General features: G+C 42.1%; 24 protein-coding genes. 8 read left to right on the top strand and 16 right to left on the bottom strand.

Annotated features, from left to right (window positions below):
• Positions 1 to 2: 2 nt before the first annotated feature.
• The 3 genes from gpmI to lptF form a co-directional block, all read right to left on the bottom strand.
• Positions 3 to 1,550 carry a 2,3-bisphosphoglycerate-independent phosphoglycerate mutase gene (gene gpmI, locus FTU62_RS07345; protein WP_180064891.1) on the bottom strand — a complete coding sequence of 516 codons (1,548 nt, stop codon included), beginning with the start codon at positions 1,548 to 1,550 and terminating at the stop codon, positions 3 to 5.
• A gap of 122 nt (positions 1,551 to 1,672) precedes the next feature.
• Entirely contained in the window at positions 1,673 to 2,743 is a 1,071-nt protein-coding gene (gene lptG / locus FTU62_RS07340; RefSeq protein WP_180024238.1) for an LPS export ABC transporter permease LptG, read from the bottom strand.
• 1 nt (position 2,744) lies between these two features.
• Entirely contained in the window at positions 2,745 to 3,845 is a 1,101-nt protein-coding gene (gene lptF, locus FTU62_RS07335) for an LPS export ABC transporter permease LptF (protein WP_180102301.1), read from the bottom strand.
• Between the two features lie 159 nt (positions 3,846 to 4,004).
• Between lptF and FTU62_RS07330 the strand changes: the two genes are divergently transcribed.
• The 4 genes from FTU62_RS07330 to FTU62_RS07315 all read left to right on the top strand — a co-directional run bounded on the left by FTU62_RS07330 (position 4,005) and on the right by FTU62_RS07315 (position 6,892).
• On the top strand, positions 4,005 to 5,453 hold the full coding sequence (locus FTU62_RS07330) for a leucyl aminopeptidase (protein WP_180102300.1): 1,449 nt from the start codon (positions 4,005 to 4,007) through the stop codon (positions 5,451 to 5,453).
• On the top strand, positions 5,446 to 5,853 hold the full coding sequence (locus FTU62_RS07325) for a DNA polymerase III subunit chi (protein WP_078192594.1): 408 nt from the start codon (positions 5,446 to 5,448) through the stop codon (positions 5,851 to 5,853). The genes FTU62_RS07330 and FTU62_RS07325 overlap by 8 nt, the downstream gene beginning before the upstream one ends.
• 39 nt (positions 5,854 to 5,892) lie before the next feature.
• Positions 5,893 to 6,531: a hypothetical protein gene (locus FTU62_RS07320; RefSeq protein WP_180008068.1), complete on the top strand. Its 639-nt coding sequence runs from the start codon at positions 5,893 to 5,895 to the stop codon at positions 6,529 to 6,531.
• 142 nt (positions 6,532 to 6,673) lie between these two features.
• The gene (locus FTU62_RS07315) at positions 6,674 to 6,892 is read left to right on the top strand and encodes a hypothetical protein (protein WP_078192596.1); all 219 of its coding nucleotides are present in this window, start codon (positions 6,674 to 6,676) and stop codon (positions 6,890 to 6,892) included.
• Between the two features lie 62 nt (positions 6,893 to 6,954).
• On the opposite strand, the gene FTU62_RS07310 is transcribed toward FTU62_RS07315, so the two are convergent.
• From FTU62_RS07310 to glnK, 7 genes are all read right to left on the bottom strand, one after another.
• Complete coding sequence (locus FTU62_RS07310) at positions 6,955 to 7,500, bottom strand: VTT domain-containing protein (protein WP_078189460.1); 546 nt, start codon at positions 7,498 to 7,500, stop codon at positions 6,955 to 6,957.
• A 112-nt stretch (positions 7,501 to 7,612) separates the two neighbouring features.
• Positions 7,613 to 8,272, bottom strand: a complete 660-nt coding sequence (locus FTU62_RS07305; RefSeq protein WP_180102299.1) for a riboflavin synthase — start codon at positions 8,270 to 8,272, stop codon at positions 7,613 to 7,615.
• A gap of 33 nt (positions 8,273 to 8,305) precedes the next feature.
• On the bottom strand, positions 8,306 to 9,598 hold the full coding sequence (locus FTU62_RS07300) for a DNA adenine methylase (protein ID WP_078189462.1): 1,293 nt from the start codon (positions 9,596 to 9,598) through the stop codon (positions 8,306 to 8,308).
• Positions 9,595 to 10,698: a bifunctional diaminohydroxyphosphoribosylaminopyrimidine deaminase/5-amino-6-(5-phosphoribosylamino)uracil reductase RibD gene (gene ribD / locus FTU62_RS07295; RefSeq protein ID WP_180024232.1), complete on the bottom strand. Its 1,104-nt coding sequence runs from the start codon at positions 10,696 to 10,698 to the stop codon at positions 9,595 to 9,597. Before ribD ends, FTU62_RS07300 begins: the two co-directional genes overlap by 4 nt.
• A gap of 36 nt (positions 10,699 to 10,734) precedes the next feature.
• Positions 10,735 to 11,193 (bottom strand): transcriptional regulator NrdR, encoded by a 459-nt coding sequence (gene nrdR / locus FTU62_RS07290; protein WP_067763170.1) that lies wholly within the window; start codon positions 11,191 to 11,193, stop codon positions 10,735 to 10,737.
• Between the two features lie 138 nt (positions 11,194 to 11,331).
• Entirely contained in the window at positions 11,332 to 12,723 is a 1,392-nt protein-coding gene (locus FTU62_RS07285) for an ammonium transporter (protein WP_180102298.1), read from the bottom strand.
• A 61-nt stretch (positions 12,724 to 12,784) separates the two neighbouring features.
• Entirely contained in the window at positions 12,785 to 13,123 is a 339-nt protein-coding gene (gene glnK / locus FTU62_RS07280) for a P-II family nitrogen regulator (protein WP_067763174.1), read from the bottom strand.
• A gap of 278 nt (positions 13,124 to 13,401) precedes the next feature.
• Here glnK and FTU62_RS07275 point away from each other — a divergent pair, with 278 nt between their 5' ends.
• Complete coding sequence (locus FTU62_RS07275; protein WP_078189551.1) at positions 13,402 to 13,629, top strand: accessory factor UbiK family protein; 228 nt, start codon at positions 13,402 to 13,404, stop codon at positions 13,627 to 13,629.
• 66 nt (positions 13,630 to 13,695) lie between these two features.
• Complete coding sequence (locus FTU62_RS07270; protein WP_180102297.1) at positions 13,696 to 15,186, top strand: YifB family Mg chelatase-like AAA ATPase; 1,491 nt, start codon at positions 13,696 to 13,698, stop codon at positions 15,184 to 15,186.
• A 43-nt stretch (positions 15,187 to 15,229) separates the two neighbouring features.
• Here FTU62_RS07270 and FTU62_RS07265 read toward each other — a convergent pair whose 3' ends face one another.
• Positions 15,230 to 15,961 carry a TorF family putative porin gene (locus FTU62_RS07265; protein ID WP_180102296.1) on the bottom strand — a complete coding sequence of 244 codons (732 nt, stop codon included), beginning with the start codon at positions 15,959 to 15,961 and terminating at the stop codon, positions 15,230 to 15,232.
• A 396-nt stretch (positions 15,962 to 16,357) separates the two neighbouring features.
• Positions 16,358 to 17,134 carry a TorF family putative porin gene (locus tag FTU62_RS07260; protein WP_180102295.1) on the bottom strand — a complete coding sequence of 259 codons (777 nt, stop codon included), beginning with the start codon at positions 17,132 to 17,134 and terminating at the stop codon, positions 16,358 to 16,360.
• 715 nt (positions 17,135 to 17,849) lie between these two features.
• On the opposite strand from FTU62_RS07260, the gene FTU62_RS07255 reads away from it, so the two are divergent.
• Entirely contained in the window at positions 17,850 to 19,142 is a 1,293-nt protein-coding gene (locus FTU62_RS07255) for an OprD family outer membrane porin (protein WP_180102294.1), read from the top strand.
• Positions 19,143 to 19,245: 103 nt separating this feature from the next.
• Here the strand turns inward: FTU62_RS07255 and ppa are convergent, their stop codons facing one another.
• Both ppa and FTU62_RS07245 read right to left on the bottom strand, forming a co-directional pair.
• A complete protein-coding gene (gene ppa / locus FTU62_RS07250; protein ID WP_078189469.1) occupies positions 19,246 to 19,782 on the bottom strand; it encodes an inorganic diphosphatase in 537 nt (178 codons plus the stop codon).
• 115 nt (positions 19,783 to 19,897) lie between these two features.
• Positions 19,898 to 20,296 (bottom strand): MAPEG family protein, encoded by a 399-nt coding sequence (locus FTU62_RS07245; RefSeq protein ID WP_078189470.1) that lies wholly within the window; start codon positions 20,294 to 20,296, stop codon positions 19,898 to 19,900.
• Positions 20,297 to 20,404: 108 nt separating this feature from the next.
• Here FTU62_RS07245 and FTU62_RS07240 point away from each other — a divergent pair, with 108 nt between their 5' ends.
• Entirely contained in the window at positions 20,405 to 20,794 is a 390-nt protein-coding gene (locus FTU62_RS07240) for a hypothetical protein (protein WP_180049881.1), read from the top strand.
• Between the two features lie 58 nt (positions 20,795 to 20,852).
• Here the strand turns inward: FTU62_RS07240 and FTU62_RS07235 are convergent, their stop codons facing one another.
• Both FTU62_RS07235 and parC read right to left on the bottom strand, forming a co-directional pair.
• A complete protein-coding gene (locus FTU62_RS07235; RefSeq protein WP_078189472.1) occupies positions 20,853 to 22,532 on the bottom strand; it encodes a long-chain-fatty-acid--CoA ligase in 1,680 nt (559 codons plus the stop codon).
• Between the two features lie 149 nt (positions 22,533 to 22,681).
• Entirely contained in the window at positions 22,682 to 24,901 is a 2,220-nt protein-coding gene (parC, locus tag FTU62_RS07230; RefSeq protein ID WP_180102293.1) for a DNA topoisomerase IV subunit A, read from the bottom strand.
• Between the last annotated feature and the right edge of the window lie 143 nt (positions 24,902 to 25,044).

Below are 25,044 nucleotides of genomic sequence, written 5' to 3'. Positions count from 1 at the left end.
TTTTAAGCTTCAAGAGTAATCAAGTTACGACCTTGCATTTCTGTTGGTACAGGAATGTGCATAAGCGTTAACATTGTCGGCGCTACGTCAGCCAAAACACCACCTTCTGCAATTGTTGCATTGGTCGGGCCAACATAGATAAACGGCACAAGTTCAGTGGTATGTTGAGTATGCACCTGACCACTTTGGTAATCCTGCATTTGCTCTACGTTACCATGATCGGCGGTCACGAGCATGTGACCTTTATTTGCCATCACAGCTTCATATACACGACCTAAGCACGTGTCTACGGCCTCAACTGCTTTGACTGCTGCATCAAACACACCGGTATGGCCAACCATATCACCATTGGCATAGTTCACCACCAGTAAGTCGTACTCACCTGAATTAATTGCGGCAACCAACTCATCAGTGACTTCATAAGCACTCATTTCTGGTTTTAAATCATAAGTCGCAACGTTTGGTGATGGAATCAAAATACGTTTTTCACCCGGATATTCATCTTCACGACCACCACTGAAGAAGAAAGTCACGTGTGCATATTTTTCAGTTTCAGCAATACGCAGTTGTGTTTTACCCAAATTAGACAGGTATTCACCAATCGAGTTATGCAACGCTTCTGGCATATAAGCCACAGGTGCATCAATTGTTGCTTGGTAACGTGTCAACATGACAAATTTTGATAAAGCAGGAACCACTTTACGTTCAAAACCTGCAAAATCTTTTTCCACAAATGCTTTGGTAATTTCACGCGCACGGTCAGCACGGAAGTTCATAAAGACAACGCTATCACCATCTTGGATCGGTGCTAAATCACCAATACGCGTCGCTTTCACAAATTCATCTGATTCTTCAGCAGCGTAAGCCTGCTCTAGACCTTCAACAGCAGTCGCTGCAGTGCGCACTGCTTCACCTTCAGTTAATAGGCGATAGGCTTGCTCAACACGATCCCAACGGTTGTCACGATCCATTGCAAAGTAACGACCAATCATGGTGGCAATACGACCTTGACCCGGATACTGAGCAAACAGTGCATCTAATTTTTCAAGCGAAGGTTGTGCGCTTTTTGGTGGCGTATCACGACCATCAAGGAATGCATGAAGATACACTTTTGCACCGCGTTTTAATGCCAATTCAGCCATCGCCACAATATGATCTTCATGTGAATGCACACCACCTTCAGACAACAAGCCCATGATATGTACAGCACGATTTGCAGCTTTAGCTTTTTCAACCGCATCGACTAAAACGTCATGTTCAAAGAACGCACCGGTACGAATATCTTTGGTAATACGAGTAAAGTCTTGATACAGCACACGTCCTGCACCAAGGTTCATGTGGCCCACTTCAGAGTTACCCATTTGACCATCAGGTAAACCAACGTCTTCGCCAGAGCCTGAAATCAATCCATGCGGATGCTTTTCCTGCATTGCAGTCAAGTTTGGTCGTTTTGCTGCTAAAAAGGCATTGTCCTCGACCGCTTCGCGATGACCCACACCATCCATAATTACCAATACGTGTGGGATTTTGCCAGCAGTTGCATCCGTCATAATGAACACTCTTTCGTTTATAAATTAATCATACTATCTTACCGAATTTTCGGTGAAGACTCTATGTGACAACCATGGTTTATCTAGGTCATCAACATTGTTTTACTCAATCTTGCATGCACTTAACGTGCGCGGTGCAGCAGATAGCCACCCGCTACAAACATCAAAATAATCGGTATAAAGACGAACCATGCAGGCGATGGCGCGTACACCAAACTTGCATAACCCAAGAAATCTTGTAAGTAGTAAAAACCCAGTCCAGCAAATAAGGCAATCACCAAGCGGAAACCCATCGACTGTTGACGTAAAGGTCCAAAAATAAATGAACACGCAATTACCACCAAGGCAATTAAAGCAAAGGGCGAACCAAACTTTTGCCAAAACGCCAATTGGTAAGTTTTCGGGACTTGGCTATATTCATGCATATAGCTCATAAAGCTCACCAATTGACTCGGTGATAAATCTTCAGGGTCAATGGTAACCATATGCACATATTTAGGTTGCAAGGCCAATGAAAGCGGCTGTTCAGCATTTTGCTTCGCTACAGCATCACCCGTCGCTAATAGATCCACTTGGGTTGAATTTTGTAGCGACCAAGAGCCATTTTGGACAAAATTCCCTTGCTCCGCATCCAAAGTGCCTCGCAAACGATATTTTTCATCAAAATCAATAACCTGAACATCTTTAATTTGACCTTGCGAATTGGCATAGTCAATATAAATAAAGCGCTGACCTTCACGCGACCAATAGCCTTTGACTTCACCCAACTCAGCCGCAGTGCGGTGACTTTTGACGCTTTTGGCTTGTTCATTGGTATAGGGAATGACCCATTCGCTTAATGCAAAGGATAAAACCACCAAAATGAGTGCCGAACGAATCACCCAGCCCACAATCCGCCAAAGGCTGATGCCGACCGAACGCATCACAATCAATTCACTGTTTGAAGCTAGAGTCCCTAAACCCAGTACCGCGCCAATCAAGGCTGAAATCGGTAAAATTTCATATAAATAATTCGGTGAACTCCATAACACATACTGCAAAGCATTCCATGCGTTATAGCCTTCTTTCAGCGAGCCCAATTCACCTAAATAAGTAAAAAGCACTTGTAAGCCAGCCAATACCGCTGTCGCACCAAGCATGGCTAAGGCAGTAGTTTTGGTCACATGTTTTGCAACTATACGACGTGCCAACATTTTAAGACCTCACTCGCTGAATTTGTTTCTTAATTTTGGGCGCTAATTTTTGTTTACGCGAGAACAATGCTGCTGCAATGCCGTAAATCACTAAGACCAGTGGATAAGCCCAGATGCCCATTTCATCTTTACTGATCCGCGTTTTGATCGCCATTAAGGCTACGATTAAACTGGCAAAAATAAGTAAAGCTGGGAACAGTTTCAGGTAACGCCCTTGACGAGGACTCACTTCAGACAAAGCGGTAGCGAGTAATAACGCCACCAAAATAGCGAACGGCACAAATATCCGCCAACCGAGTTCGCTGGCAACCACAGGATCGTTACGGTTATCCCATAACTTCGAGGTTGGTAAAGCTTCTACTTCGGTACTTTCAAATTTTGCTTCTTTATCATTTTCTAAACGTAAACGATAACTTTGGAATTCAGCTTGAGAATAACGCGGTTGCCCCGGATAGATTTCGTAACGGCGGCCTTCAACCAAATCCACCACATTGGCATTATCATCGGGCACTTCGACGCGGGTCGCTTCCTTCGCCAAAATAATGACATCAGGCTTACCCTCTTTTTCTGCACGCTGATAGAAGAAAATATCTTTTAAGTTTTTACGGTCTTCTGACAAGTCGCCTGCATAAATGGTATAGGGCCCAGAGGAAATAAACTCTTTCGGTCGAACCAAGTCAAAGCCTGTTCGTACCGCTTGCGAAGTCGTTAATGCTTCAAACTGACGGATGCCCCAAGGCGACGCCCACAGCATCAAAAATGCTTGAACAGCCATAAAGACCACAGTCATCGGCACCAATAAGCGTGACAATTGATTTCGACTGACGCCGCTACCATTGAGCACAGCCATTTCATGATCGACATACAGACGACCAAAGACCAACATCAGACCAATAAAGAAACCGAGCGGAAGAATTAAAGTTAAAAACTCAGGCAAACGGTAGCCAATAATGCTAAATAAAATACTTGCATCTAAACGACCTTGCGCCGCCACACCAAAGTACTTGATCAAACGACCACCCATCATGATCAAGGTCAATAAGGCAATCACAACCAGTGATGTCGACACCACTTGCTTGACCAGATAACGCCGAATAATCAAATTAATTCTTCCAAAAATAGGGCCAATAAAAACTAGCGTTAGTTTACCCGAATGTAGAAAATATAAAACCTATACCCTTGTTGCTCATTGAAACTCTATTCATATAAATGTTTCAATGGTTTAATGGTTTATAAATTTAAAAAGGCATAAATACCGCACATGAAACTTTCTATTAATACGTCATTCCAAGCGAATGCGTCCAGCCAATATTTGTTGATATTAGTAGATTCTGAGCACGTTACAAATGCAGCTACTTCATATCAAATCAATGATTTAGATAATTTAATTGAAGCAACTCAATTTAAAGCAGCACTCAATGAAAGCCTGCCTTTGGTGGCGAACATTGCCGCTTGTCGCAATAGCGCACTTTTAGGCCTCGGCAAAGTTGCTGAATTACAGGTCAATAAATTTGCAAAAATTGCACAAACCATTATTAAAGCGTCACAAAAAAAATTCAAACAGATCAGTGTCGATATCTCTGCTCTACCACTAGAACAACATTATTTATTTGCACTTAGCCTGACCCAAGCGGCTTATGCATTTGATGAATACAAGTCTAAGAAAAATGAATTTGTTTTGGAGCAGATCCATTTAATCGCTACTGAAAGTCCATTAACCACTGCACAGCTTGAATTAATTTCTGCAGTGCAATCAGGTCAAAGCTTTACCCGTGACCTAGGTAATCGTCCGGGCAATATCTGTTTCCCTGAATATTTGGCTGAACAAGCTCAAGCGCTTGCAGCTGAATTCCCTGATCAACTCAAAGTGACTGTACTCGATGAACAGCAAATGGCTGATCTCGGTATGGGTGCTTTCCTTGCTGTGAGCAAAGGTTCTGACCGTCCAGGCCGTATTATTACCATCGAATACCTTTCAAACCGTGAAGAAGCGCCAGTGGTGCTTGTTGGTAAAGGTGTGACTTTTGATACTGGTGGTATCTCACTTAAACCCGGTGCGGGCATGGACGAAATGAAATTCGACATGTGCGGTTCTGCATCAGTTTTGGGTACCATCCGTGCGCTGTGTGAAGCGAAATTACCGATTCATGTGGTCGGCGCAATTGCTGCTGCAGAAAACATGCCGTCTGGTCATGCCACTCGCCCGGGCGACATCGTGACAACCATGAGCGGTCAAACCGTTGAAATTTTAAATACCGATGCCGAAGGTCGTTTGGTTCTGTGCGATACCTTGACCTATGTAAAACGCTTTAATCCTGCACTGGTGATTGATATTGCAACCCTCACTGGTGCATGTGTTGTGGCATTAGGTTCAGTCCTTACTGGTATGTTCACTCCGGATGATGAACTTGCGGCTGAATTGACTGCTGCGGGTCAACACAGCTTTGACCGCGTATGGCGTATGCCAGTGATTGAAGATTATCAAGAACAACTTGATTCTCCATTTGCAGATATTGCCAACATTGGCGGTCCAAAAGCAGGTTCTGTAACAGCCGCATGTTTCCTTCAACGCTTTACGCGTGAATACCGTTGGGCGCATTTAGACATTGCGGGTACTGCATGGAACTCAGGTGCAAATAAAGGCGCAACAGGTCGTCCTGTGCCATTATTAATGCAATTCTTAGCGAATCGTGCTCAAGCGAATGGCTAAAGTTAGCTTTTATTTATTTGAAAAAAGTCCTGAACGACAAGTCGAAAGCACTTGTCGTTTATGCCGTAAGATCCTGCGTCAGCCTGTACGTATTTGGCTACATTGTGCTGACCCAGACTTACAGCAACAACTTGATGAACGCCTGTGGAGTTTCGATCACACAGGTTTCATTCCCCATGGTATCGATCAACCCGAGGCAACGGTCTGTATTTCTGCCCAATTGCCTGAGCAAGCCGACTGGATTGTGTTTAATTTTAACGATCAAGCACTTGAACAGTTCGCAAGTTTTAGTCACATTATCGAAATTATTGAAAATAACGAACCCGCTAAAATTATCGGGCGTGAAAAATATAAACAATATCGACGTTTGGGCGTTCAACCGCAGACCCATAAACTTTAACGTGATATTGGTTTTACCCTATTTGCAAGGAGATGCACCATGGCATTGAATGTCGGTCCAGACTTTAAACAGCGCTGGTTAAAAGTACCTGAAGCTATTCGTCAGACCTTTATTGATGACCTTGGTCGCGTTTGCGATGTACTCAATCCCAGTACAGACATTCAACAATGGCTGGTCAATGACCAACAGCAGCAGCAAGTGTCTTTTGACAAAATTGAGTCTGCCTATGCAGATTTAAAAGCACAGTTGATAGAAGATGCTCGTATACGTAAACAACTGGCTTTAGAAAAAGCCTTAGAAGAAAAACGTGAAGCTGAACAAGCCTATGCAGAACAACTGAAACGTGACGAAGAGTTACGCTTTGCTGCACAAACGCAAGCGCTCACCATGATGCAGCATAATCTTAATCGTGAAGTACAACACTATGCCGCTCGCTATCATAAAAACCCTGAAACGGGTTTAGCGGGATTAAGTCAAAGCTTATCGGTGAGCGAAGGACAAATGTTGTCAGAACTTGAAAGTGTACGCGTGCGTTTGGAACTTGAGGCAGAAACGCAAATCGAGATGGCCGTCAGTGATTTCCGTGCAAAATTGAAAGCAGCCGCACAAGAAGAAATTGACTATATCTTAGAAAACTCTAATTTTTCGACAGAATCTACATCGTCCCAAGCATCTTAAGCCGTGCATCGAAATCTGGTCACTGTCATTAAACTGACATGTATTTGCAACATGATGTTCATATGACTGAAGCATTGTCCCTCAAAATACAATGCTTCAGGCATCCTAAAAATATAATCATGCATCCAGATGGGAATTCAATATGGACATCATTCACCAGATTACCCAGAAAATATCCTCTCTATCTGCTGGAGAACAATGGGACATTCGTGCCAAAGATCTTTGGCTGAGTCATTCAGACTTTCACAGTATTTCGGTTTATCTCAGCCGTGAATCAGAAAAAGGTGGTTTTAGCATTCAGCAACCGCCCCACAGCTCGATTTTTCAAACCCTTGATGTAGTGACCGTTACAAAACACTAAGTGGTCATCTACCCCATAAAAAAAGCCCACAACTGTGGGCTTTTTTTATGTCTAAGTTTGGCTTAGACCAAATCTGCAACTGCAGAAACGGTATGTCCTAGGAAATAACCGATACCGAGTAATAATCCAATCCAGATGAAACCACCTAGCACGTTATAGAACATAAATGTGCCAAGGCTCATGCGTGCAGACCCAGCGGCAAAAGGCGCAAAAGAACGCACAAAGGGTACAAAGCGTGCGACTAAAATCGTTTTACCGCCATGCTTCATAAAATATTTATTGGTTTTGACCATATATTCGGGCTTAAAGTAACGTGTGTGCTTATTAAAGTACTTAATGCCTAGCACGCTGCCCGTGTAGTAATTGACGCAGTAGCCCAAGACTGATGCGACAAATAACATCAGCCCCATAGTGTGTAAATGCACCACTTCCGTCGTTGAGCATAATGCGCCGATGGCAAGCAATAGGCTGTCTCCCGGCAGGAAGAACATAAATACTGAACCCGTTTCTGAAAATATCACCAGAAATAAAATGGCATAAATCCACACACCATAATTTTCCAATAACATGGGTAACCACTGTTCCAGATTCAGTAAGAAATCAATCATTATCACCTGTCTGATTATTCATCATATATGTCATTCCGCGACGCATTATCACCAAAAATAAAAAAACAGTCTAATTTTTCAATCAGACTGTTTGGTTTTCTTCGGTATCAACTTATTTCAAGAAGCCATTTTCAGCGAGAAAATCTAAGCTAATTTTAGATTGCGCTGTGGTCTCAGCGGCTTTATCGCCGAGCAATAAACGCTCAATATAACGTGCTAAAACATCCACTTCCAAGTTCACTTTAGCCCCAGCTTTCCAAGTACCGATATTGGTTCGTTCAGCCGTGTGCGGAATTAAATTTAAGCTCAGCACATTGCCACGTAAATGGTTAATCGTCAGGCTAATACCATCCACGGTCACAGAGCCTTTTTCCGCTAAATAGCGTGCAATTTCTTTCGGTGCGGTCACTTCAAAATAAATAGAACGCGCATCTGAACGAACTTGAGTGATTTCACCCACTGCATCGACATGACCACTGACAATATGTCCACCAAAACGCGTGGTCGGCAACATGGCTTTTTCCACATTTACCGCCTGCCCTGCTTTCCAGTGTTCCAAGGTGGTCCGATTTAAACTTTCACGTGATACATCGGCTGCATACCAATTGCTGCCAAAGTCGATCACGGTTAAGCAAATGCCATTGGTGGCAATCGAATCCCCCAAATGCACATCCGTCATGTCTAAATCTGTCTGGATACGCAAGCGGACATCGCCACCCACGTTTTGAATGCTTTCAACTTTACCTAGACTTTCAATAATGCCTGTAAACATGTTCAATCCCTGAAAAATATGGGGCGATGATTTTTACCACAAATCAAGTTGCGTACTCACGCCAGAGGTATCGACACCACCTAATTCTGCAAAATGGTGCAATTGACTCAACAACTGACGGATTGGTGGACCTGATTTGGCATGCGTATCCGTGATGACAATAAACTCTAGTACGCGTGCACGTTCAGACTGACGCTGCTTACTCACGCGGTAACGTGGTACATCTTGCGTCAATAAGCTTACTCGGCCACGTTTTAAATTGGCTTGTAACAAATCTGTGGCGCTGATATTACCATCGGTTGAATAGCTCGTCAGGATGTAACGTGCATTGATGGTTTCTAATAATTTTTCATAAGCTTCTTTCGCATGCTTCGAAGAATTATATGGACTTGGACGTTCTTTACGCCATGCACGATCGATTCCGCTCTTAAAACCCTTGGTGTCTGGTGTTGGTAAATCCACCTGATCCCATAACGTTAAAGCATTCAACACATGGTAGTTACTGCTGTAAGCGTGCTGGTTATACGGTGGATCGAGATAAGCCACATCCACTTCAAAGCCACTCATTTGATTAGCCAAATGCTGTGCGTCGACACACCACATTTCGGCGGCGGGTTTTTTTGGATCACCAATTTCACAAAAACGACTTGGAGTCAGCCATAACAAAGAACCGATACGATCTAATGCCGCTTGGGTTTTACCGCCCCAACCATGATGGAAGCTTTTAAATACACCGCTGGTATTACTGACAAAACTTGCTGAATACAATAACGGCGCTAATAAAGCACTCATTTCCACATCATCAATCGCGCCTTGAGCTTGCCAAGTTGCAATTTGCTGACGAATCGCATCGATACGCATACCGTTACGGCGTTTAAAGAATAAACGGTCACGTGCAGGATCGTAGATTTCATCATTACGTGGACACAAGTTATGGGTCACCCAACCTTTAACTTCTGGCAAACGGTTCAGATAATCGATGGCTTTCTGATAGCCACCCAACTCTTTAAACGCTGGTGCTTCAACACAAGAGAGAATCGCACTGTTCAAAGCATGGCTGTAGGGTTCCCAGTCATTGGCAATAACACGATAGCCGTTTTGACGTGCCAACCGTGACACTACACCCGAGCCTGCAAAAAAGTCAGCAAATATCGGCGCACGACCATCTTCGCGTTTTAAGGTTCCCGTTTGCTCAAGTGCTTCTAAAATCAGATGTAATAGACGGCGTTTGTTTCCCAAATAAGGAACCAACTGATGGAAAAGATATTCGTCTGTGGTACGAGCCGCATGACGACGTTTGTGATAAACCGTAGACTCTGAATTCATAGCGTCTCTTGAGAAGGGATTAACCTTAAGCGGATGTCATCACCCAATTGAGTGACATCTTTCAGCTTAAATCGAAGCTGCTCTGCCATGCGGTCAAACTCCGCATTAAACATCGCACGTGCTGACTGACCCAACAAGGTCGGTGCAACATAACTGATCATTTCATCGATCAAATGTTCTTGTAAGAAAGCGGTCGAAAGTGTCGCACCGGCTTCCACAAGGACATCATAAATTTGGAACTGTTGAACGCATGCTGCTAACAGATCGGCCAAAGGCTGAATTTCAAATTGTACCACGCCCAAGTCAGCAAGTTCCTGACGATATGGCCCCATGACCATCACGGTTTCAGGTTGCTGCAATATTTTTGCGCTTAATGGCAAGCGGCCTTGACGATCTAGCACGATACGTTTCGGCTGAACCACGTTACGCATGTCAACAGCGTCATCGAGCTGACGTACGTTGAGTAAGCAATCGTCGGCTAATACTGTTTCAATCCCAGTAATCACAGCACCTGATATCGCACGCCAATGCTGTACATCTTGTCGCGCCATCGCACCGGTAATCCACTTAGACTCACCCGAGGCCATGGCAGTACGCCCATCTAGGCTCGATGCGACTTTGAGCCGAACATAAGGCATGCCCGTCGCCATGGCTTTTAAAAAGCCCAAATTCAATTGATGTGCTTCTGCTTCACAAATACCTGTGATCACTTCAATGCCAGCATCACGTAAGATTTGTACACCTTTACCCGCAACCAATGGATTCGGATCGGGACATGCCACAACGACTTGAGCAACACCTGCTTCCACCAAGCCTTTGGCACAAGGTGGCGTACGTCCATAGTGTGCGCAAGGCTCCAAAGTCACATAAGCGGTTGCGCCACGTGCGGCCTCACCTGCATCACGCATTGCAAAGACTTCTGCATGCGGCTGACCCGCTTTTGGATGAAAACCTTCACCAACCAATTGACCGTCTTTGACAATCACACAGCCCACATTGGGATTGGGACGAGTGCTGTATTGCCCCTGCTGTGCCAATGCAATTGCACGCCGCATCCACTGTTGATGCTGCTGCAAAGTCACTTGATCTAACTCAGACATGTAATCACTCATGATAAAAATGGAAGCAGATGTGCATTAGTGCTCACGCTGCTGCATTTGCTCAATTTGACGACGAAAAGCTTCTACATCTTGAAAGTCTTGATACACAGAAGCAAAACGTACATAAGCCACATGATCTAAAGCAAACAAAGACTGCATAACAATTTCACCAATGGTGCGTGATTTCACGTCACGTTCACCCAAACGGCGAATTTGCAATTGAATATCACTGAGTACCGTTTCAATTTGCTCTTGCGTTACTGGACGCTTTTGCAAGGCATGCATCAGCGAGCGGCGGAGCTTGGCCTCATCAAAAGGTTCGCTCTTTGAATCAGACTTGATGACACGCGGCATCACCACTTCATAGCTTTCAAAAGTTGTAAAACGTTCACCGCAACTAATACATTCACGGCGGCGGCGTATCTGACAGCCTTCAGCAGCAAGACGTGAGTCAATCACTTTACTGTCTTCAGCGTTGCAAAATGGACAATGCATAGCGGTTAAATTGAACAAATCCGAATGGATTTAGAGTGTAGCAAAAATTTTGAAATTTGTAGAGCTTTACGCTAGATATGGAAAAAAAACAGCCCTTTCGGGCTGTTTTACACAATATATTGATTTACTGTGATCTTATTATTCTACACGTTCGCCATGTTGACTTAAGTCTAGACCCATTCGTTCGTCATCAGCTTCAACACGGATGCCAATCACTAGATCAATCACTTTCAAGATAATGAATGTCATCACAGCTGAGTAAGCAATAGTCGCTAGTACACCTTCGACTTGAACCCATAATTGATGCATTAAGTTGCTCGGTGCTTTATCACCCATGATGAATTCGCTGGCAAAGAATGCTGTAAGGATCGCACCCACGATACCACCGACACCATGTAGACCAAACGCATCCAAAGAGTCATCCGCTTTCAACGCACGTTTCAGCGCAGTAATACCCCAGAAGCAAACCACACCACCGATCAGACCCATCGCTAAAGCACCACCAACTGTTACGAAACCTGCCGCAGGTGTAATCACCACAAGGCCAGCTACTGCACCAGAAGCACCACCCAAGACAGACGCTTTACCACGAACTACTTTTTCAGTAATTAACCATGCCACTGCTGCTGCCGCTGCTGCAACTTGTGTTACCACCAATGCATAACCAGCTGAACCATTTGCACCTAGAGCAGAACCACCGTTGAAACCGAACCAACCTACCCATACAAGGCTTGCACCGATGACAGTTAGCGTTAGATTATGTGGCGCCATAGATTCACGGCCAAGCCCCATACGTTTACCAAGCATATACGCTGCAACAAGACCCGCAATACCTGAGTTGATGTGAACAACCGTACCACCCGCAAAATCAAGCGCACCGTCGTTTCCTAACCAACCACCACCCCATACCCAGTGGGTAATTGGTGCATAAACCACAACACTCCAAATTGCGATGAACGCAACGAAAGCACCGAATTTCATACGTTCTGCAATCGAACCGCTAATAATGGCAACGGTAATGATGGCAAATGTCATTTGGAAAATAACAAAAAGAATCTCTGGAATCGTACCGGACAAGGCTTCTGTGGTGATACCCGACAACATAAATTTGTCTAAGCTACCGATAAAGGCATTACCTTCACCAAATGCTAAGGTATAACCTACAATCACCCACGTTAAGCTCACGACACCTGCCGCAACGAAACTGTGTGCCATCGTGCTGAGTACATTTTTCTTACGGACCATACCACCGTAAAATAATGCTAAACCGGGAATTGTCATGAGTAAAACAAGTGCAGTGGACACTAAAATCCATGCTGTATCACCTGTATCGAGCTTAGGCTCTTCTTCTTCAGGTGCTGGCGCTGCTTCAACTGGAACTGCAGTTTCTGTTGTATTTAGCGTTGTTGTATTTGCAGTATCAACTACTGTGACTTCTTCTGTAGGTGCTGTTGCGCTTTCTTCAGCCCACGCAACAGAACCACCTAAAAGTGCACTGGACAAGCCGAGTGCAATTAGCATCTTTTTCATTCGTATCCCCCGACCTGATTTTCTGAGTTATTAGCTACTCAGCAAACTTCATGCCAATTTTTTAAACGGCATCTGCACCTGTTTCACCAGTACGGATACGGATGACTTGTTCCAGATTGCTTACAAAAATTTTACCGTCGCCAATTTTTCCTGTGCTTGCAACACGAGTAATTGATTCAATTACGGTATCGACCATTTCATCACTGATTGCGATTTCGATTTTTACTTTTGGTAAGAAATCAACCACATATTCAGCACCACGATAAAGTTCAGTGTGACCTTTCTGGCGACCGAAGCCTTTAACTTCAGTGACAGTGATCCCTTGAACACCATTTTCAGAGAGTGCTTCACGCACGTCATCTAATTTAAAAGGTTTTACAATTGCAGTTACGAGCTTCATGTTTTGTTTTCCTTCGGCTTATTTCACCTGTAAGGTTTTATGTTCAATTTTCATGCCAATATGACTACAGTCGGGGGAAAATAGTCAGCTCAGCATGAGATTTCTTTATAACCTATTTTATACGGATAATCTTGCGTATGCTTATAAAAATAGACGTTTTTACTAGAAGAATTACGATTTTACTGATCGATTAAACGCATATTTAAATGAAAGCACTATGGTCATGAATGTGGCAGTGTTAAACTGCTGCCACCAATTCACTGAGGATGGTCACAACAATGATTGAAACCTTATTACAAGCGATATTAGAACAAATCGATCAGCCGAAAAAAGACGTCGAACATAATCTTCGCAGCTTACTCAATGAAGCTGTGAGCAAAATGGATCTCGTATCTAAAGAAGAAATCGAACGCCAACGTACTGCACTGAATAATGCCAATTTACGTTTAAATGAATTGTTGAAACACGTCGAAGAACTCGAACAAAAAATTCAGAACAAAAAATAAGCACCTTTTTAGTGCAACAAAAGACGCATAACGATTAAAAATAATGCACCATAACGGAACAATAATATGTCTTTTGCCAAAATCTATACTCGGGGTTTGCTCGGCTTAAATGCACCCCAAATTGAAGTTGAAGTCCATGTCAGCCAAGGTCTGCCTTCATTGACCATTGTTGGCCTACCTGAGGCCGCCGTCCGTGAAAGTAAAGACCGTGTCCGCTCTGCGATTATTAATAGCGGCTTTCAGTTCCCAACCAAACGTCTGACCATTAATCTTGCACCCGCAGATTTACCCAAAGATGGTTCACGTTTAGATCTCGCCATTGCTTTAGGGATTCTGATCGCGTCGGGACAACTTCCTGAAAATGCAGCAGATGGCTTTGAATTTATTGGAGAATTGGCACTTGATGGTTATTTACGACCTGTCAGTGGCATCTTAAGCATAGCCATTGCCTGTCAGCATATCGGGCATCATCTGATTCTACCGGCACTCAATGCCGATGAAGCGGCGCAACTGCCGGAGTTCCAAGTTTTTCCTGCACAGCATCTTAAGGATGTATGTGAACATTTGAGTCGTTCGGCCTTAATCAGTAGCCATCCTTCAACATCGTCAGCCAATCAACACAGTTACCCTTTTGATTTATCTGATGTGAAAGGTCAACTCAGACCACGTCGTGCTTTAGAAATTGCAGCGGCTGGCGGTCATTCTCTACTATTTCGGGGTCCACCGGGCACAGGCAAAACGCTACTCGCCTCGCGTTTACCCAGTATTCTGCCCCCCTTAGATATGCAAGAAAATTTGCAAGTCGCGAGTATTTATTCTATTGCAGGTGCAAATCATCATTTTGGGCAGCGTCCATTTCGTGCGCCACACCATACCGCATCTGCGATTGCCCTCGTCGGTGGAGGATCAAATCCTAAACCGGGTGAAATCACCTTGGCACATTTAGGAGTTTTATTTTTAGATGAGCTGCCTGAATTTGATCGAAAGGTTTTGGAGGTGTTACGGCAACCACTCGAATCCAAAGAAATTGTGATTTCACGGGCTTCTCGTCAAATCACCTTCCCTGCAAATTTTCAACTGATTGCGGCAATGAATCCTTGTCCATGCGGCTATGCCTTTAACCAAGACAGCCGCTGTCAATGTAGTGCTGAAAGTATTAAACGCTATCAAAACCGTATTTCAGGTCCATTATTAGATCGTATTGACTTACATATAGATGTCCCGCCACTGGCAGCGCATGAATTACAAAGTTCGCAAGAGGTTGAAAGCTCAAGTACGGTTAGGCATCGTGTCATTCGTGCCTATGAGTTACAAATAGAGCGTCAGCAAAAATCCAATATGGCACTCACGCCAACACAATTGGAGCAACAGGCGGTTTTGGATGCTACTGCGCAGAATATTTTACAGTTAGCACAGCAACGAATGAATTTATCTGCGCGTGCTTATCATCGGGTATTACGTGTTGCCAGAACCATTGCCGACTTGGCTCAAAGTGAACATATTCAAGCTCAGCACGTTTCTGAAGCGCTGTCCTATCGAAGCCAGCTCAATACTTAAAAAAATGGCGACCCTAGGTCGCCATTTTTAATGCTTTTTAACATTAGAATTCGTATTTCAAGCCAAATACGACTTTATTCTTTTGTTTTTCATCCAGACGGTCATAACCACCCACGATATAATCCATATTTACGCTCGCACCAGTGTCACCCAATGGATGACTTAAACCTGCTGTAAAATGACGGAAGCCAAAGTCTTCAGTGGTTTCTACAAATTCGTCATCATCACCATATGCATATAGACCCAATGAAGTATTTAGCGTGAAATCTTTTGGCAATGCATAGCTGTAGCTACCTAAGATATACGTATCGCCCTTGTTACCCCAAGTCGTATTTTGCGTTAAGGTTTGCGCAGATACGCTAAAGTCTTTGTAGTTCAATCCTAAGAGTGTTTCGAAACCATCTGAATCAACATCCGATTCATAGTAGTAATAATACGTACCACCGACGGTATAACCTAAATCTTCAGTAATTTTGCCGTTATAACCTGCATAAAAGTCATGTTCAAAAGAATCACGCCCTTCTTCACCAAGTGCATAATCTAAGGTTGAACCCCAGTAACCTGCATAGAAGCCTGACGCATGGCTATAGTCCAAACCACCTTGAATAGTTGCGCCGCTATTTTCAGGCACATTGGTAATACCACGTAAATTATAGCTAGACAGTAAGCCGATATTTCCGGATACAGAATGCTCAGAAGCAGGTACTTCAGCAAAAGTAAACGTCGATGCTGCTCCTAGTACAGCGATTGATAAAGCTTTAAGTGCAAATTTCATGGTTTGTTCCCCCACATCGTGCGACGACGTATTTTTTGGTTATTTCGTTGAACTCAATGAGGTATTAGCAAGCGCTGTGCCATGTTTAAAAATAAGCGCATATTTTTTTTATAAAAGTCACCATTTTGGTTTATGAAAAACCAATATATTACTGTTTTTATTTATTATTTTTTAATTATCCTATTTGGCCTTTTTTCTCTTTAATTTATTTTAGAATGCAGATTTTCATCTATTTAGATTATTTAAATCTTCAGGTTGATAGATGTAACAGGATTTTAAAAATGCGCTTTTTTGAGTATATTTTTTCAACACCGATCTCAAAAATGCATAAAAAAAGTGCACAATCACCATTATGCACTTTCAAGAATATGACCCAATAAGGTCAACTCGTTAATGTTAGAAAGAATAGGTCAATCCAACCACAACGTTATCATCTAATTGCTCGCCTTCACGATCTTTACCGCCCCATACATAGTCAGCAGCAATTTCAAATCCAGTATCAGCAATCGATTTACTCAAGCCTAAACGTGCTTCAGTGAACACCACATCTTCTGTGGTTGTTAATAGGCTGTCATCACGACTGTCATTAAAAACAGAAACACCAAGCGATGAATTTAATGAAACATCATAAGGTAATGCATAGCTATAAGCAGCATTCAGATATACATCTCCTGCATTGCCATAATTAACATCAGACAACAATACAGCCATGCTTGCAGTTAAATCTTTATAACTTATGTCCTGAATAAATTCGACGCCCGTTGTGCGACGCTTTTCAGAGCGGTCATCGTTATAAACTGAACCGCCACCTTGATAGACATAGGCCATCACTTGTGACTTATAGCTCCAATCTTCATTCAGTTCACGTCCATATCCGACATAGAAATCATGTTCAAAACCATGTGACTGACTATCGTCCGTAGGGTCATAGTTGAGTGTAGAACCCCAATAACCCGCGAACAGCCCACTGTTGTGTGCATATTCAAGTCCGGCTTGTAATGCTGCTTGATCATTTTCTTCACTCGCACGGTACACATATTTGTTTACCACGCCCACACTTCCAGACCAATTCCCTTGTGCCGTTGTAGCTTGCTCAGTTTGTTCTGCAAATGCAGGGACTGTAGCTAGGGTCACTAAAATACTTAAAATTGCTTTTTTATAAAATTGAATCATGTTTAGTCCCCACATCGGATCGATCGTGGATTGGGTTGAGTAAAATTTAGCGCCGATTTTAATCGATTTTACCGCACTGTATAGCCCCTTTTTTCTTATTTTGATCAATTAAATCATTTAAAAACAAAGCTAAGATTATATAAAACAGTAAAAACTAAGCTTTTGATTCATAAAATATCTTTTATAACGTTCAAGTCTTTAACAATGATTTAATGCATTCATTTATATGTATTTATCACGATTAATATCATCTTTTATTGAGCTAGATTTTAAGGAAAACATTTCTGACGACTTCGCTAAAAGTCATTCTCTATTTACTAAAAATACGCCAACAGTGCTTACTGTGCCTGAACAGTGATGCCATGCACCTCAGCCATTGTTATACTTTTTGATCAAAATACGAATTTAGATTCAGCACAATTTTTCGCGAAGAATGATGATAAATCAGCAAGTTAAATGAAAGTTTTTACCATTTTTTATATTTTTTTATGATAAGTAATGAATAAACTTCTCTTTAGATTGATATATATTCAATTTAAATAAACTATTTGTTAAACAACAATAACATACGAAACATTTGCTTATTACAGATTGACCAATGATCTGGCCATTTTCTAACTTTAGTGTAATAAGCGCATTAAAAATAGTGATTTTTTTAAGAAAAAATATACAATCGCACTACATATTAACCAAATTTGCATGAGGCTCTCTCCCAATGCTTAAAGCTCAACAACTAACACTTGCAGTCTTAGTAAACGCTGCTCTTATTTCTACTGCTTTTGCTAGCGAACAAAGTGAATCTAAAGGCTTTGTGGAAGATGCCGAAGGCTCTGTATTGTTCCGTACAGGTTACATTAAGCGAGATAAGAAAAATGGTGTAGATGACACTAGCTCACTGGCACAAACTGCGATTGTGAAATTAGATTCAGGCTTCACTCAAGGTGTTGTTGGCTTTGGTGTAGGTGTTGTTGGTGATGGTTCATTTAAAATCGGTGACAACAACAATGCCGGCAACAACATGATTCCTCGTGAAACGTTGAATGGCAAAGAAAACTCTGGTGATACTTATGATCATTGGGCTCGTGGTGGCGCGAACGTAAAAGCACGTATTTCAAATACAACTGTGACTTATGGTACTCAAGTTCTAGATCTACCTGTACTTGCAAGTAACACAGCTCGTTTGGTTCCTGAATATTTTGAAGGTGTGTTAGCAACAAGCCGTGAAATTAATGGCTTAGAACTGACAGCTGGTAAATTCACTAAAAACCAATACTCAGATCAAATTGATACTGATGGTCGTAAATTAGACCGCGCAATTGTTTGGGGTGCTAAATACAAATTTAATGATCAGCTTAATGCGTCATACTACGGTTTAGACAGCAAAGAAGCGCTTGAGCGCCATTATGCAAATGTGAACTATACCTATCCATTAGCAAACAAAGATACATTAACTTTTGACTTTAGTGGTTACCATACTGAATGGGACAAAGAAGGTAGTACTTATTCACAAATCCTTGCAGATGACTCAGATCGTCAAAACTCGATTTGGGCGGTTTCAGGTACGTATAACACGGGTAACCATAACGTAATGTTGGCTTACCAACAAAACAGTGGCAACACTGGTTATGACTATGGCGAAAATGCTGATGGCGGTCAAAGTATCTACCTACCAAACTCTTATCTATCTGACTTCATCGGTAATGATGAAAAATCTGCTCAGGTTCAATACACATATAACTTTGCGGGTATGAATGTTCCTGGTTTAACTTGGACAACTGCATTTGTATATGGCTGGGACATCAAAGTTGCTGGCTTAACTGACGATGCACAAGAACGCGAATTCTTTAACCAAGTGAAATATACTGTTCAATCTGGTTTTGCCAAAGATGCAAGCTTACGTGTTCGTCACTCATACTACCGTGCTAGCGATGATTACCAAACAAATGCTTATATCGGCGATACAAACGAATGGCGTTTATTCTTAGACATCCCTGTGAAATTATTTTAATTTCACAGCTCCTCTAAGATAGCGAAAAAAAAACCTGCACACTGTGCAGGTTTTTTTATGAGCATCGTTTTTATATAAAAACGATGCTCAGCTTAAAACAATATTATTTGTTCGCAGCTTTGTAAGCTTCAATTGAGCTAAGTACTTCTTGTTTAGCAACATCAGCACCTTCCCAACCACTTAACTTAACCCATTTACCAGGCTCTAAGTCTTTGTAGTGTTGGAAGAAATGTTCAATTTGATTGATCAATAACGCAGGAAGATCTGTATATTCTTGAACATCTTTATAAAGCGGAGTCAATTTGTCGTGTGGAACCGCAACGAGTTTTGCGTCAACACCACCGTCATCTTCCATGTTCAATTTACCAACAGGACGGCAACGAATTACAGAACCTGGTTCTACTGGATGTGGAGTTACCACAAGTACGTCTAGTGGGTCACCATCCAAAGATAATGTATTTGGAACATAACCATAGTTCGCTGGGTAGAACATTGCAGTACCCATGAAACGGTCTACAAATAACGCATCAGAATCTTTATCGATTTCGTATTTGATTGGTGCTGCATTTGCAGGAATTTCAATAATGACATAGATGTCGTTTGGTGCATCTTTACCCGCTGGGATATTGCTGTAGCTCATAGCATCACTCTTTAAACAAAGTTAAATCTTTTAATCCGGCACAATTATAACGGTTTTATCGCTTTTTTTGTGATTTTAGCGATCATGCTGATAATTTAATCATCAAGCAGAACATTTAGCTTAATTTAATAACCAATAACATCAGGCAAATCGGGCATAACATCGACAAGGTCCAAATGATTGAACGTAAAGTTGCCCAATTGGCTAAATAACATAGCCCATAAATGACGCGTAAAACGAGATAGGCAATCCCAAAGGTCATGATGTATTGTTGATGAATCACCATATATTCAGCCATTAATATAGCCGCAATAAATAAAGGTAAACTTTCAAAACTATTTTGCTGCACTGCATGTGCGCGGCTCGCCAACCCTGTAGAGCGCGCTAAAACTTCACGTGGATTTTGATTATCACTCGACTTAAAACCTGCAGCTCGCTTCGCAATAAATGTAAATACATATGGCAGTAAACAAGCGGCCAAAATGAGATAGATGATCCCACTGATGCTGTGCATGTGTTTTTTCTCAGGAAGATTTTTATGGCTGCTATAATACCATGGCATTTCGTGAATAATTTTTGTTAAATATAGTGTTTTTATAATCGGCAGATGAAAGGATCCTCTATGAGTACTTCTGATCAAGATCAATTATTTGAAGTTCTTGAAGAGCAAAAACGCCATCAGCTTCGCGTCGATCGTGTTTTAAAAATTGTCATTCCTGTGACTGCATTTTTACTTGCTGTGATCTGTGCCAACTTAAATGTATGGTCGACTGTTTTCAGCTTTGTCATAATGTGGATTGCATTCTATGCAGTTTCCATCAAGCAACTTCCCCTTTGGCATTGGGTCATTGTCATTGCACTATATTGTTTAGTCGACAATATTTTAACCTATGGCAGCTATAACCAATCTGGCTTTAGTCGTCAGTTCGGCGCGATGTTTATCTTCTTAGGTGTTTTTGGAGTAGGACGTCGCTACTTTGATCGCTGGTCGATGAATAAAGGTAATCTTTAATGATCTAAATTAAAAGCGATAAAAAAAGCGCCCGAAGGCGCTTTTTTTATGCATCATATTATGCTGTTTTACGCAAATCTTTACGTAGAATCTTACCAACATTCGATTTTGGTAATTCATCCATAAATTCAACATAACGTGGGCGTTTATAGCCAGTTAAGTTTTCTTTTGCGAATGCCAAAACTTCTTCAGTCGTTAAAGATGGATCTTTTTTCACAACGAATAATTTAGGTACTTCACCTGATTTTTCATCAGGAACACCAATCGCAGCAACTTCTAGTACTTTTGGATGTTTTGCAACAACTTCTTCAATTTCAGAAGGATAAACGTTGAAACCCGATACCAAAATCATGTCTTTTTTACGGTCTACAATCTTCACATAACCGCGTGGATCCATGACACCAATGTCACCAGTACGGAAGAAACCGTCCGCCGTCATTACTTTGGCAGTTTCATCTGGACGGTTCCAATAGCCTTTCATGACTTGAGGACCACGAATCGAAATTTCACCTTGCTCACCTTGAGCAACTTCATTGCCATCATCATCTAAAATAGCAACTTCAGTCAGTGGCAATGGAATACCAATCGTACCGCTGAATTCCATTGATGCTGGAGGGTTTGCAGTTGCAACAGGTGAAGTTTCTGATAAGCCATAACCTTCGATGATATTGGTACCGGTAACTTTCTTCCACGCTTCTGCAGTCGAAGGAAGTACTGCCATACCACCACCCATCGCCATTTTTAGCTTGCTGTGGTCAAGTTGCTTGAACTCTTCATTGTTCACCAAAGCATTAAACAAAGTGTTCACTGCTGGAAAGAATGAAGGTTGGTATTTACGTAATTCTTTCATTACCGCAGGTAGGTCACGCGGGTTAGGAATCAATACGTTCGCCTGACCTTTGTACATGCCGTAAAGTGCACACACCATAAATGCAAAGATGTGATACAGCGGTAATGCACAGAAGATACGATCATCTGGCTGACCATCTTGCTGACCAAATTTACTTTGGAAAATACCATCACACTGCAACATGTTTGACACAAGGTTACGATGTGTCAATTCTGCGCCTTTAGATACGCCAGTTGTACCACCAGTATATTGAAGTACTGCAGTATCACTTAGAGTTAAGTTTGGACGTTTGTAATTGTTTGCACTCACTTTAGACATTGCTGCATTAAAGCGAATATGACCTGGAATGTTCCAAGCTGGAATTTGTTTACGCACTGAACGTAATACAAAGTTAACCAATGTACCTTTCAGTGTACCGAGCATGTCACCCACAGATGCCACGATCACATGTTTTACTGGGGTTTTACCAATAATCGCTTGGTAAACAGATGCAAAGTTTTCAATGATAACCAATGCCTCTGAACCAGAGTCATTTAATTGATGTTCAAGCTCACGAGAGGTATACAATGGATTCACGTTGACCAATACCAGTCCAGCACGGAATACACCTAATGCAACAACAGGATATTGAAGAACGTTAGGCATCATAACTGCAACGCGTGAACCTTGTGCCAAACCTAAACTTTGCAAATAGGTTGCAAATTTACGGCTTGCTTCATCAAGTTCTTTAAAAGTTAAGACCTTATCCATGAAGATAAAGGCATCTCTTGAGCCAAACTTCTGAAAATTACGCTCAAAAATATCGACCAATGAGGTATTTTCTGCGGGTAATTCTACAGTTTCTGGAATCCCTGTCTTTTGGTATTCAGCGAACCAAATCTTTTCCATAACGCCCAATTCTCCTGTCGTAATCCTTAATAATCCAACTGTTTTTTTTCAATATTAAGCGGTCATTATTTAACTTGTTTGTGCTTAATATTGCATCCATTTCACGAATAACAGCATATATAACGTATTTCGTTCCATGGATGCTAGTATTATCTTTGAATGAACAGTTTATTTGCTTTTTGATATCCACGTGGTAACAACACGCCTTTCGATGCACGTTTACCCACATATTTTTGCAGATCGTCGCCTTTAAGCTTTAATTGTTGATTTCCTGCAAGCACTTGAATTATTTCATCTAAATTCAAAGTTGTCATGGATACTATTTGATCTTTTGCTTCAAGTTGTATCAATTTATTACCTTTACCCTTATTCAATACTGGTAATTCATCAAGTTCAACCAACAGCAAACGCCCCGCAGAACTGAGGAGTGCAAGATGTGTTGCATTCTCAATCGCCGTTAAATTCATGACCGCCGCGCCTTCAGATAAGGTAAGGAAGGCTTTACCTGCTTTTGCATTGGTATCGAGGTTTTTGGCTTGGGTTTTAAAGCCATAGCCTTTACTACTCATCGCCAAGACTTCTGTTTCATCTTCAGCAATAAATACTTGTTTAAAGCCGACACCACTTGCAGGTGCAAGTTTAGAACTCAGAGGCTCACCTAAACCACGCGCGGATGGTAAAGTATTGATGCCCAAAGCATAGCTACGACCGGCATCATCTAATACATACACACGTTGATTCGATTTACCTTGCGCATGGCTGAGATATTGGTCACCTGCACGGAAATTTAAGTTCTCAGCATCGACTTCATGACCTTTCGCCGAGCGAATCCAACCCGCTTCAGACAACACCACAGTCACAGGATCTGCCGGAAGCATATCTTGTTCATTAATCGCATGGGCTTCTGCACGTTTCACAATTGGAGAACGGCGGTCATCACCAAATGTCTTCGCATCTTCTTTCAGTTCATTAATGATCAAGGCTTTTAATGATTCAGGATTCGCCAATTGTTCACGAATAATGGCAGCTTTGGCTTCCAGTTCTTCTTGTTCACGGCGCATTTCCATTTCTTCAAGTTTTGCCAAATGACGTAACTTGAGTTCTAAAATGGCTTCGGCTTGAATTTCATCGATATTAAAATGCGTCATCAACACCGGTTTAGGCTGATCTTCTTCTCGAATAATACGAATCACTTCATCAATATTCAGATAGGCAATGATCAAGCCTGCAAGTATGTGTAATCGTTTTTCAATTTTATTCAGATGATAAGTCAAACGACGTGTCACGGTATTTTTACGGATTTCGATCCATTCCAACAAAATACGGCGGATCGATTTCACTTGCGGACGACCGTCAGCGCCAATCATGTTCATATTGACACGATAGCTCGACTCTAAGTCAGTGGTTGCAAATAAATGACTCATCACCGATTCAGCATCAATACGATTCGAGCGCAGGACAATCACTAAACGTGTTGGGTTTTTATGATCTGACTCATCACGTAAGTCCGTGACCAATGGCAACTTCTTCGCCTGCATTTGATCTGCAATCTGCGTGATCACTTTTGAGCCTGAAACCTGATACGGCAGCTCCGTAATCACGATTTCATTTTTCTCAATGCTGTACACTGCACGAGTTCGATAACTACCGCGACCCGTGGTTTGAATTTTGAGTAATTCTTCTGGAGAAGTAATAATTTCCGCACGTGTCGGCAAATCAGGCGCAGGAATATATTCTGCGACTTTCTCATCGGTTAAATTTGGATTGCGAATTAAGGCGATGGTACCCTTCACCACTTCACGTAAGTTATGCGGTGGGATATCGGTTGCCATACCCACAGCAATGCCCGTTGTGCCGTTGAGTAAAATATTCGGTACACGTGCAGGTAAATTCACGGGCTCTTTCATCGAACCATCAAAGTTATCCTGCCAATCACAGGTTCCTTGCCCTAACTCTGACAGTAATAAATCACTATACGCAGACAGTTTTGCTTCGGTATAACGCATCGCTGCAAAGGATTTCGGATCATCTGGTGAACCCCAGTTTCCCTGACCTTCAATAAATGGATAGCGATAACTAAACGGCTGCGCCATAAGCACCATGGCTTCATAACAAGCTAAGTCACCGTGAGGATGGTATTTACCCAGTACATCACCAACCGTACGTGCAGATTTTTTTGGCTTACCCGTTGGCTTTAGCCCGAGTTCGCTCATCGCATAGACGATACGACGCTGAACGGGTTTTAAACCATCACTGATATGTGGCAATGCACGATCCATAATCACGTACATGGCGTAGTTGAGATATGCTTGTTCGGTAAATTCTGCTACGGAACGGTTTTCTGTCGCATGATGCGCAAGGCTTGTCATAACAACCTGTAATCCTAAATTGTTCGTTCTTTATTGGGTTCTTATGCTATGTCGCAGGTGTCCCCTATACAAGGGGATGATCTAACACTCTGCGACAAATTGTGTCTTATGGCGTAAAAATATCCATTTTATTCACCATGATC

The sequence above is a fragment of the Acinetobacter sp. YH12126 genome (assembly GCF_013418745.1).
Taxonomy (GTDB): domain Bacteria; phylum Pseudomonadota; class Gammaproteobacteria; order Pseudomonadales; family Moraxellaceae; genus Acinetobacter; species Acinetobacter amyesii.
The sequence above is the reverse complement of the archived record's forward strand: the minus strand, read 5'-3'. Positions and strand labels throughout refer to the sequence as shown.